The organism is Kitasatospora sp. NPDC040550, from assembly GCF_055594965.1.
Genome location: NZ_JBVIWC010000043.1, coordinates 45,720 through 55,845, shown reverse-complemented (window position 1 = coordinate 55,845; position 10,126 = coordinate 45,720). Strand labels below are relative to the sequence as shown.

General features: G+C 74.4%; 9 protein-coding genes. 2 read left to right on the top strand and 7 right to left on the bottom strand.

Annotated elements, in window-relative coordinates:
- Positions 1-118: 118 nt before the first annotated feature.
- The 3 genes from ACZ58X_RS38155 to ACZ58X_RS38145 form a co-directional block, all read right to left on the bottom strand.
- Positions 119-2,353 carry a serine/threonine-protein kinase gene (locus ACZ58X_RS38155; protein WP_470338164.1) on the bottom strand — a complete coding sequence of 745 codons (2,235 nt, stop codon included), beginning with the start codon at positions 2,351-2,353 and terminating at the stop codon, positions 119-121.
- Positions 2,354-2,458: 105 nt separating this feature from the next.
- On the bottom strand, positions 2,459-3,133 hold the full coding sequence (locus ACZ58X_RS38150) for a response regulator transcription factor (protein WP_470338163.1): 675 nt from the start codon (positions 3,131-3,133) through the stop codon (positions 2,459-2,461).
- Positions 3,130-4,494 carry a sensor histidine kinase gene (locus ACZ58X_RS38145; RefSeq protein WP_470338162.1) on the bottom strand — a complete coding sequence of 455 codons (1,365 nt, stop codon included), beginning with the start codon at positions 4,492-4,494 and terminating at the stop codon, positions 3,130-3,132. Before ACZ58X_RS38145 ends, ACZ58X_RS38150 begins: the two co-directional genes overlap by 4 nt.
- Positions 4,495-4,629: 135 nt before the next feature.
- Between ACZ58X_RS38145 and ACZ58X_RS38140 the strand changes: the two genes are divergently transcribed.
- Both ACZ58X_RS38140 and ACZ58X_RS38135 read left to right on the top strand, forming a co-directional pair.
- Positions 4,630-5,019 (top strand): DUF4190 domain-containing protein, encoded by a 390-nt coding sequence (locus ACZ58X_RS38140; protein WP_470338161.1) that lies wholly within the window; start codon positions 4,630-4,632, stop codon positions 5,017-5,019.
- Positions 5,020-5,085: 66 nt separating this feature from the next.
- A complete protein-coding gene (locus tag ACZ58X_RS38135; RefSeq protein WP_470338160.1) occupies positions 5,086-6,261 on the top strand; it encodes a serine hydrolase domain-containing protein in 1,176 nt (391 codons plus the stop codon).
- Positions 6,262-6,358: 97 nt separating this feature from the next.
- On the opposite strand, the gene ACZ58X_RS38130 is transcribed toward ACZ58X_RS38135, so the two are convergent.
- The 4 genes from ACZ58X_RS38130 to ACZ58X_RS38115 all read right to left on the bottom strand — a co-directional run bounded on the left by ACZ58X_RS38130 (position 6,359) and on the right by ACZ58X_RS38115 (position 10,072).
- Positions 6,359-6,973, bottom strand: a complete 615-nt coding sequence (locus ACZ58X_RS38130) for a hypothetical protein (RefSeq protein ID WP_470338159.1) — start codon at positions 6,971-6,973, stop codon at positions 6,359-6,361.
- A 46-nt stretch (positions 6,974-7,019) separates the two neighbouring features.
- The gene (locus tag ACZ58X_RS38125) at positions 7,020-7,757 is read right to left on the bottom strand and encodes an alpha/beta fold hydrolase (protein WP_470338158.1); all 738 of its coding nucleotides are present in this window, start codon (positions 7,755-7,757) and stop codon (positions 7,020-7,022) included.
- Positions 7,758-7,961: 204 nt separating this feature from the next.
- Positions 7,962-9,374 carry an alkaline phosphatase family protein gene (locus tag ACZ58X_RS38120; protein ID WP_470338157.1) on the bottom strand — a complete coding sequence of 471 codons (1,413 nt, stop codon included), beginning with the start codon at positions 9,372-9,374 and terminating at the stop codon, positions 7,962-7,964.
- A complete protein-coding gene (locus ACZ58X_RS38115; protein ID WP_470338156.1) occupies positions 9,347-10,072 on the bottom strand; it encodes a hypothetical protein in 726 nt (241 codons plus the stop codon). The genes ACZ58X_RS38120 and ACZ58X_RS38115 overlap by 28 nt, the downstream gene beginning before the upstream one ends.
- Between the last annotated feature and the right edge of the window lie 54 nt (positions 10,073-10,126).

Genomic DNA, 10,126 nt, shown 5'->3' with positions numbered 1-10,126 from the left:
CCCCCCCCCCCCCCCCCCCCCCCCCCCCCCCCCCCCCCCCCCCCCCCCCCCCCCCCCCCCCCCCCCCCCCCCCCCCCCCCCCCCCCCGCGTCCGCTTTCCGGGGGCGGGGCGGCTCCCCTACTGGGCGCGGAGCCCGGCCAGTGCCCCCTGCACCTGCTGGACGACTGCCGGCGGCAGCGTGCCGTACTTCATCGACTCGCCGCTCGCCTGGCCCGGGCCGCTGACCGCGTAGGACGCGAGGCCCGCCACCACGGCGGAGTTCCCGCCGCTCCCGCAGAAGCCGAGGTAGCCGAAGCCGACCACGGGATAGCCGCCCTTGACCGGCTTCTGGTAGTCGAGCTTCACCGACAGCCGACTGCCCGAGGTCTCCACCGTGCCGGTCGCGGCCATCGCGTTGGCGGTCGCGGTGCTCGGGGCCGCGTCGGAGTCACCGGTCCGCACCCGGACCGTGTGGAGGTTCCCGGCGTCCCGCAGCGGGACGAAGCCGATCGACCACTGGGCGCCGGCGACGGCTCCGGGGATGCTCGCCTCGGTCGCCCCCGCCTGGGCCTTCACCTCGGAGCCCCAGACCGCGCTCACCTCGTACGGCCAGTCGGCGGGCGCGGCCTTGCCGAGGTACTGGGAGAACACGTAGGCGGACCAGGAGAGCCCGGCCGGGACCCGCACGTCGATCGGTGAACCGGGCAGCACCGCAGCCGGGTTGAGCGCCCTGATCGCCGGGTCGTTCCAGGCCTGGATCTGCTTCCGGAAGATCTTGGCGAGCGTCGGGGCGTCGAGCACCAGGTCGGCGACCCCGGGCACGTTGAAGACGACCGCGACGGGGGCCACGGTGACCGGGAGCTGGGACAACTGGCCGGCGGCGCAGTGCTTGCCGTACGTGACCGCCTGCTGGTCGGTCAGCGTGGTGTCGAAACCGGCGGCGTCGAGCCCGCCGTCGGCGAGGAGGGTCGCGTTGGCGGTCTTGAACGGGTCGTCGGCGCTGGGGGCCGCAGGGCCCTGGTAGGTGAGCCGGTTGCCCGGGCAGGCCTTGCCGAAGTCCGCCGTCCACCGCTCGACGAGGGCGGCCTCCATCCCGTCCACACCGACCGTGGCCTGCCCGGCCGGGGCGCAGCTGACGCCGGAGGCGAGGGCGGACGGGCCGGTCTGCCCGGTCTGCTTGACCTGCCCGGCCTGCCCGGTGCCCGGCTCCCGGTCGTGCCAGGTGAGGTAGCCGAGCGTGCCCGCCGCGGCGACCACGACGGCGGCGACGGCGGCGCCGATCAGCAGGGCCCTGCGCGGGCGGGGTCGGCCGGTGGGGGTGGCGGAGGGCGTGGTCGGCAGGTACGGCGGTACGGTCGGCGCCGGCGGTGGCGGCGCCTGCGCCGGGGCCGGCGCCGGAGCGACCGGGTTGGGGGCCGTCGGCGTCGGCACGACCTGAGCCGGGGCAGGAGCAGCGGCCGGAGCAGCCGCCGGAACAGGAGCAGGAGCAGCGGCCGGAACAGGAGCACCGGCCGGAACAGGAGCAGGAGCAGCAGGCGCTACCGGCCCCGTCCGCAGCTGGACCGTCCGCTCCCTCGCCCCCTCCGCGATCATCCGCAACAGCCCCTCCACCGTGGGCCGTTGCTCCGCTTCCTTGGCCAGGCACCCGATGATCAGCGGGTACAGCTCGGGCGCCAGCCCGGCCAGGTCCGGCTCCTCGTAGACGACCCGGAAGCCCACGGCGTGCGAGGAGTCCGCGCCGAAGGGGCCGCGCCCGGTGGCGGCGAAGGCCAGCACGGAGCCGAGGGCGAACACGTCGGTGGCCGTGGTCGCCGTGCCGTTGCGGAACTGTTCGGGGGCCATGAACGGCGGGGTGCCGACGGCGACGCCGGTGCTGGTGAGCTGGGTCTCGCCGGCGCTGCGCGCGATGCCGAAGTCGATGACGCGCGGCCCGTCCTCGGCGAGCAGCACGTTGCCGGGCTTGAGGTCGCGGTGGATCAGTCCGACGCGGTGGATCTCCTGGAGCGCCTCGGCGAGTCCGGCGGCGAGGCGCCGGACCTCGGGCGGGGTCAACGGGCCCTGTCCGGAGACCCGTTCGCCCAGGGAGGGGCCGGGGACGAAGAGGGTGGCCAGCCAGGGGGCCGGGGCGTCGGGGTCGGCGTCGAGGACGGGCGCGGTGAAGGCGCCGCTGACCTTGCGGGCGGCGGTGACCTCCTGCCGAAAGCGGGCCCGGAACTCGGCGTCGGCGGCCAGTTCGGGCCGGATGACCTTGACGGCCACCTGGCGCCCGGACACCGACCGGGCGCGGTAGACGACGCCCATCCCGCCCGCGCCGAGCCTGCCCTCCAGGAGGTACCCGCCGATCTCCCGCGGATCGTGTTCCGACAAGGTCACGTGCCGTTTCCTCCCCCCAGGGCCGTACGGCCGTCCGGCCAACCGACCGGCCCAGCCTAGTGGGGGCCCGGAGCGGCGGGTGAGGCAGGCTCAGCCGAGGCCGGCTCAGCCGGTGAAGCCCGGCACCACCAGTCCGGACTCGTAGGCGATCACCACCGCGTGGGTGCGGTTCTGCGCGCCGAGCTTGGTGAGGACGTTCCCGACGTGGGTCTTGACGGTCTCCAGGCTGACCGTCAGCGTCTCGGCGATCTCCGGGTTGGACAGTCCGGTGGCCATCAGCCGCAGCACCTCCTCCTCCCGCCCGGTCAGCGCCGCCTGCGGCAGGGCCTCGGCGGAGTCCAGCGGCCGGGCGGCGACCATCCGGCGCAGCGCCGCCGGGAAGAGGATCGCCTCGCCCGCCGCCACCACCCGTACCGCTTCGGCGATCTGCCGGACCGGGAGGCGTTTGAGCACGAAGCCGCTGGCCCCGGCGCTGAGCGCGGCGGTGACGTAGCCGTCGTTCTCGAAGGTGGTGATCACCACGACCTTCGGCGGCTCGGGGGATTCCGCCAGCAGGTGCCGGGTGGCCTCGATGCCGTTGCGGCGCGGCATCCGTACGTCCATCAGGACGACGTCGGGCCGCAGCCGCAGCGCCTGCTCGACCGCCTCCACCCCGTCGGCGGCCTCGCCGACCACCTCGATCCCGGGCTGGACGCCGAGCAGGGTGCGCAGGCCGCTGCGGGTGACGGCGTCGTCGTCCGCGATCAGCAGCGTGACGGTGGCCTCGGGCGCGGTACTCACACCGCCGCCCGGACCGGCAGCCGGACGGCGAGGCGCCAGCAGCCGTCCCCGGCCGGTCCGCCGCCGTCCGGTCCGGCCCCGACCGGCCCGGCGCCGACCCGTCCGGCGCCGACCCGTCCGGCCTCGAACTCGCCGTGCAGCAGCCGCACCCGTTCGGCCAGCCCGGGCAGGCCGTGCCCGGACGTCGGGAAGCTGCCCGCACCGGCCCCCGCACCGGCCCCCGCCACCGCACCGGCCCCCGCCACCGCACCGGCCGCGACGGCCCCCACCGGGTTGACCACCCGCAGCTCCAGCGCGTCCGGCCCCGCCGCCACCCGGACGGTGATCGGGCCGCCCGCCCCGTGCCGGAGCGCGTTCGTCAGCCCCTCCTGGAGGATCCGGTACGCCGCCCGGGAGATCGTCCCCGGCACCTGCGCCAGGTCGCCGGTCAGCTCCGGTTCCGCCACGGCGCCCGCGTGCCGCAGCCGGTCCAGGAGTTCGGGCAGGTCGGCCAGGGTCCGGGTGGGCGCCGTGCCCGCCTCCTCCTCGCGCAGTACGCCCAGCACATAGTCCAGGTCCTCCAGCGCGGCCCGGGTCGACTCCTCGATGCTGCGCATGGCGGCCCGGGCCGTCGCCGGGTCGGCGGCGAGCACCTCGCCCGCGACGGCGGCCTGGATGGTGGCCGCCGTCAGGGTGTGCCCGATCGAGTCGTGCAGCTCGTGGGCCAGCCGGTTGCGTTCGGCGAGCCGGCGCTCCCGTTCGGCGGCCTGTGCGAGCCGTTCGGCGGCCGACGGCCCCAGCAGGCGTGGCGCCAGCCGGCGCAGGGCCCCCGCCACCGCCGCACACCCGGCCGCCGCGAGCAGCACGCACACCACCGCCGCCACCCAGCTCCACCCGCCGCCGGCCACCGACACCGACCGGCCGAACAGGCTCAGTTGCGCCCGGCCGCCGAGCCAGCCTCCCGGCAGCGACAGGCCGGCGAGCAGCAGCAGGCCGCTGGTCAGCGCCCCCGTCCACCCCAGGGCGACGTGCAGCAGCAGCCACAGCGGCGTCCGCCGGCGGTCGGCGGCAACCGTCCCGGACGTCCCGGCGGTGCCGGCCGTCCCGGACCGACCGGGATCCGGCAGCGCCACCCCCAGCAGTCGACGGGCGGACGCGACCAGCACCCGGCGCGTGGTGCGAGCCAGCCCGACCGCGCCGATCAGCACCGCCCAGACCAGCAGCGTCAGCACGACCTGCACCCCGTACGGAGCGGACTGCCACGCCAGGGCCGGCACCATCGCGACCGGCAGCAGTGCGAGGCTCACCAGCGCGCCGCAGTAGGCGAACAGCGCGCCCGTGTACGTGGAGCCGCGCAGCAGCGGCCGGATTCCCCTGATCATGCCCGCCAGTATGTCCGGCCAGGTCAGCGGCCACCTCCCCCGATCGAGGGAGGGCGCCTTCCCGCTTTTCCGCGATGTGCGCCCGGGGTCCCGGAAGTCAGGATCGTGCCCTGCCAGTTGACGAGAGGACGGCCGATGCACACCCGAGAAGACGAGCCCCGGGCGGACGTCCGCCCCCTGGACCCCCCGGCCCGCCGGAACGGCCCGGCCCTCCGGAACGGCCCGGCCGTGGCCGCGCTGGTGCTGGGGGTCCTCGGTTCGGTCACCTCGGTCGTCGTCATCGGCGGCCCGTTCGGCGTCATCGGCCTGGTCCTGGGCGCCGTCGCCCTGCGGACCGCCCGGCGGACGGGCACCGGCCGGGGCATGGCCAACGCGGGCGTGGTGCTGTCGCTCATCGCGATCGCGGCGTCCGTCCTGGCCGCCGTCCTCCTGGCCTGGTACGCCGACCGGACGCAGCCCTGCTACCGGCCCGACGGCTTCCGGCAGTACCGGGAGTGCGTCCAGCAGCAGTTCCACCGGGGCTGACCGGCGGCCGACCTCCCCCGGCACCCCTTTCCCGACGATTCACAGACGATTCACAGGAGTTGACGTATGCGCGAGCAGACTTGGCAGGGGCTTCGTGCCCTCGGGCGGCGGGGCGCCGTCGCGTCCTCGGCGGCGGTGGCGATGGCGGTCGGTGTCATGGCGGCGGGCGTCCTCGCACCGACCGCCGCAGCCGCCGCAGCCGCGTCCACCGCCGCCAAGCCCGACACCGTCCAGCAGGGCCTGGACGCGCTGGTGCGGCAGGACAAGCTGCCCGCCGCGCTGGCGACCGTCAAGGACGGCAAGGGCCGCACCCAGGCCTACACGGCGGGCGTCGCCGACCTGGCCACCGGCGCGAAGGTGCCCAAGGACGCCCAGGTCCGGATCGGCAGCAACACCAAGACCTTCACCGCCGTCGTGGCGCTGCAACTGGTCGGCGAGGGGAAGGTCCGCCTCGACGAACCGATCGAGACCTACCTGCCCGGCCTCGTCCGGGGGGAGGGGATCGACGGGAACCACATCACCGTACGCGAGCTCCTCCAGCACACCAGCGGCCTGCCCGACTACGAGGGAGAGGTCGACGAAGCCACCATGCTGCAGCGGTACTTCGAGCCGCGCGAGCTGCTGGACATCGCCTTCCGGCACAAGGCCGGCTCCGCGCCCGGCGAGAAGTTCGACTACAGCAGCACCAACTACGTCGTGATCGGCCTGCTCGTCCAGAAGATCACCGGCCGCCCCCTCGCCGAGGAGATCGACCGGCGGATCGTCCAGCGGATCGGGCTGCGCCACACGTACTTCCCCACCATCGGTGACCGGAGCATCCGGGAGGCCCACCCCAGGGGCTACCGCCAGGAGACGCCGGGCGGCCCGCTGATCGACACCACCGAGATGGACCCCTCGATGGGCTGGGCGGCGGGCCAGATGACCTCCACCAACGCCGACCTCAACCAGTTCTTCACCGCGCTGCTCGGCGGGCGCCTGCTCCCGGCGACCCAGCTCGCCGAGATGCGCACCACCGTTCCGATCGGGGACAGCGGCGCCGGCTACGGGCTGGGGCTCATCAGCCGGCCGCTGTCCTGCGGCGGCGTCTACTGGGGCCACGGCGGGGACATCCCGGGCTACGAGACCCGGGGCGGGGCCACCGACGACGGCCGGGCGGTCAGCATCGCGGTGACGCAGATCCCGGCGGAGGACGCCGTCACCCGGCACCTGGAGAAGGTCGTGGACACGGCCCTCTGCCGCTGACCGGACGCTGATCCGCCGCCCGCCCCGCACCCCCCGTCCGGCAACCCCTCGCGGGTCACCCGCCGTGGGTCACCCGTCGTGGGTCACCCGTCGTGGGTCACCCGTCGAAGTTGGACCAGAAGATCCCGACGCCCGCACCGCTCGCGTCCCGCCCGACCAGGATGCTGCCCGAGGTGAAGTCGCAGGTGGGGAAGACCAGGGCGTTCGCGCCGCTCGCCGGGTCGACCAGGACGTCGAGCACCGGGCTCCGGGAGCCGGCCGCCCGCTGGGCCTCGAACTCGGCGGCGGCGTGCGCCGCCGGGTCCGCCGCCTCGGCGAACCCGGCCGTCCGGCGCAGGGCCCCGCCGATCACCAGGTTGTCCGGGGTGGCGGAGTAGATCGCCGACGCGCTGTAGCTCAGCTCGTTGACGTCGTCGGAGGCCTCCTCCCAGCCCGCGTCCACCAGCGCCTCGGGGCCGGTACCGGCGGCGACCAGCGCGACCGCGGAGACGGTGGCGCCCCGCTCGTCGTCCCAGTCGTACGCGAGGTACACCTCGTGCAGCCCGTCGGCGATGACGTTGAACGTGTAGTGGTCCCGGCCGTCGAGACCGCAGACCGCGATCTCCCCGCGGCTCGCCAGCCGCCCGGCCGGCGTGAACCCGCCCAGGAAGCCGGGCTCGTCCTCCGAGTTGTGCGCCCGCAGGACGGCTTCGATCGCTTCGATCATCTTCATGGCGGGGAGTGTGCCACCGCCCTCCGACAGTCCCGGCCCCGGCCCCTCACCGCCCAGGTGCGGGGCCGGTGGGGGTGGCGGGGCCGGTGGGGGTGGCGGTGGTGGCGATCCGACCCAGGAGCGCGGCGAGTCGCTCCGGCATGGAGAGGAACGGCGAGTGGCTGCTGGGCAGTTGGTGGACGCTGTCGGCGCGCTCGGCCAGGGCGCGCTGCCGGGCCGGGTCGAACGCCTGGTCGTGCTCGCAGACGACGTAGCTGGAGGGCACGGTGCGCCAGCCCGCCGTGCGCACCGGCTCGATGAAGGCGCGGACGTTCTGCGGGCGCAGCCGGGCCACCGCGCGCTCGGCGTCGGCCTCGGGCACGTCGGCGAAGAGGATCCGCCGGGCGTCCTGGTACGGCGGGGCCTGGCCGCTGCCGTCGTCCGGCACGGGCGTGCCGAGGAAGCTGAACATGCTCTCGCCCGCGTCGAGTTGGAACCCGGCGAGGTACACCGTCCGCACCACGTTCGCGGCCTCCGCGACGGCTTCGGTGGCGGGGACGCCCCCGTAGGAGTGGGCGACGAGGACGACCGGGCCGTCGATGCGCCGCAGGCCGTCCCGGATGGTGTCGGCGTCGTCCAGCATGCCCGCTGTGGGGTTGGCCGCGGGGTCGACGCTGGGCAGGTCGACGGTGTGCGACCGCCAGCCGTCGGCGTCGAGCGCGGCGCGCAGCCCGTCCCAGCACCAGGCCCCGTGCCAGGACCCGTGGACCAGCAGGAAGGTCGGCCGTTCGGTGTCAACATCCATGTGCGGTGCCTCCGTTGGCCAGGGGTAGCGTCCGGTCTCCCGACGATACTTCGTGGCCGTGCCGACCGGAGCCCGGGGCCGGGATCGAGGTCGGGCTCACCCGTCCGGTCGAGGGCGGTGTCGCCCCTCGGCCGTCGAAGCAGGGCGCAGTGACACGGCCGGGCGGTCCGGGGACCGACCGGCCGTTCGCCGTGGCCGTGGAGCTCAGCCGCCGGACGGCGGGCCGGTGGCCGCGGTGGCCGCGGTGGCCGCGGCGATCGCACCGGCCGGGATGAGCCGCCGGGCGACGAGGTCGGCGTAGACCTGCTGGAGGTGGGTGACCTCTCCGGCGACGGGGTTGACGGCCGCCGAGGCCGGTGCGGTGACGCCTGCGAGGACGTCGTCGGTGCGCGGTGCGGCGAGGGTGAGCACGGGCCCGATGTCGGCGGCCGCGGCGTCGCGGGCGGTGAGGGCGGGCAGCGACCAGCGGCGCTCGACGGTGCGCAGGATGCTGGTGTGGTCCAGCTGCGCGGCGCCGTCGGGTGACCGGAAGACGGTGCCGGGGGCGATCAGCGGGGAGACGAGGACGGTCGGCACGCGGACGCCGAACCGCTTGAATTCGAAGCCGAGTTCGCCGGTGGTGCCGTCGCCGGGCGGGGTGCTGGTGACGGGTGGCGGGACGTGGTCGTAGCAGCCGCCGTGCTCGTCGTAGGTGAGGACGAGCAGGGTCTTCCCCCAGGCCGGTCCGTCGCGCAGGGCCCGGTAGACGTCCCGGATCAGCTGCTCGCCCGACGCCACGTCGAGGATGGGGTGTTCGCTGTTCCCGGTGGCCCCCCAACTGGGTTCGAGGAAGGTGAAGGAGGGCAGGGTGCCGGCCGCGGCCGCCGCCTGGAAGGCGGTGAAGACGCCGAAGTGGTCGGCGGAGGCGCCGTGGATGTCGGGGAAGTTCCCGGAGACCAACGGCGCGGCGTGGTAGCCGTAGGCCCGCCACGACACTCCGGCGCCGGTGAGCCGGCCGAAGATGCTGGGGCAGGTGAAGTTGTGGGTGTGGTCGTCCAGGTGCCCCTGGCTGGTCGCCGCGCAGGAGAACGCCCGGTTCGGCAGGGTCTCGGTGGGCACGGAGCTGTACCAGTGGTCGCACACCGCGTAGCCGCGGGCCAGCGCGGAAAGCACCGGCAGGGTGTCCGGGGTGAAGCAGCTCATGATGTCGGCCGGGACGGTGCCGGGAAGGACGGTGTGGTTCGGCTGGGGAGGCTGGTCCAGCACCCGCGCGAAGTCCGTCACGAACCCCTGCATCCCGGCCACCGGCGGACTCGGCGGGTCGGGTGTGCCGAAGAGCTGGGCGTTGGTCGGGCCGTACCCCTCACCGGGGTTGGCGCCCGGCATGAAGTACGGGTGGGGGTCCGTCGGCTGGATGCGGCGGACGGTGACGAGCTTGCCGTTCTGGTCCGGATTGGTCTCCTGCCCGGTCAGGCCCTCGTACGGCTGGCCGGAGGGGGAGACGTTGCCCTCGTCCGTGTACAGGAACCCGAGCATGTGGTCGAAGGAGCGGTTCTCCAGCATCAGCACCACCAGGTGCTCGACCGCCGGGAGTCCGTCGCCGCCGGACATCAGCTTCGCCGTTTGCTCGGCAGCCACTGGTCGCGCGGGATCCGGCGCCGTTCACGGCGGCTGCCGACGTGCGCCCGGCTGTGGTACGCGGCGGTGAGGGCGGCGGTCCGCTGGGTCCATCCGGTGCCGGCCGAGACGTCGAAGACCCCGATGTAGCCGCCGGTGAGGAGTTCGAGCGGCTGCTTGATGGCATTGCCGTGGTCGAACTGGGTGCCGTTCGTCGGGCGGCTGGACTGGAACCACGCCGGGTGGACGAAGTCGCTGACCTTGACCCCGGCGATGTCGTACGCGTAGCTCTCGTCCTGGCAGGCGTCGCACGCCTCCATGGCGTACAACGTCCCCTTGTTGGCGGTCGGCTGGTCGAAGACGACCTGGTCGATGTCCGGGTCGCCGATCATCTCCAGCAGCTCGTGGCTGAGCGTCACGGTCCAGTTCTCGCCGTACTGCTTGTCGGTGGCGGCGAAGACCTTGCCGATCGGCAGGAAGTTCGTGGTCAGGTCGTGGTACCCGAGGGCGCCGGCCTGGTCGGAGTTGTCCAGGACGACCAGCCACCAGGCGTTGCCGGAGAGTGCGCTCGACGCGACGAAGGACAGGTCCGCGTCGATCCCCCACGCCGGGGCGAAGTCCCGGTGGACCTGGGTCTGGAGTGCGGGGACGACGGCGCTGACCTCGTGGTCCGTGAGCACGGTGCTCTCGTTGGTCACTTCGATCTTGATGATGGACATGGCTCCTCCCGATGTCCGATTGAGTGGTGTATACGTAGGTGATACGTATCTGCC

Bases quoted from the DNA above. Each gene is read 5' to 3' on its own strand.
- ACZ58X_RS38135 (WP_470338160.1), top strand. From the start codon at position 5,086: ATGCGCGAGCAGACTTGGCAGGGGCTTCGTGCCCTCGGGCGGCGGGGC.
- ACZ58X_RS38115 (WP_470338156.1), bottom strand. From the start codon at position 10,072: ATGTCCATCATCAAGATCGAAGTGACCAACGAGAGCACCGTGCTCACG.
- ACZ58X_RS38125 (WP_470338158.1), bottom strand. From the start codon at position 7,757: ATGGATGTTGACACCGAACGGCCGACCTTCCTGCTGGTCCACGGGTCC.
- ACZ58X_RS38130 (WP_470338159.1), bottom strand. From the start codon at position 6,973: ATGAAGATGATCGAAGCGATCGAAGCCGTCCTGCGGGCGCACAACTCG.
- ACZ58X_RS38140 (WP_470338161.1), top strand. From the start codon at position 4,630: ATGCACACCCGAGAAGACGAGCCCCGGGCGGACGTCCGCCCCCTGGAC.
- ACZ58X_RS38145 (WP_470338162.1), bottom strand. From the start codon at position 4,494: ATGATCAGGGGAATCCGGCCGCTGCTGCGCGGCTCCACGTACACGGGC.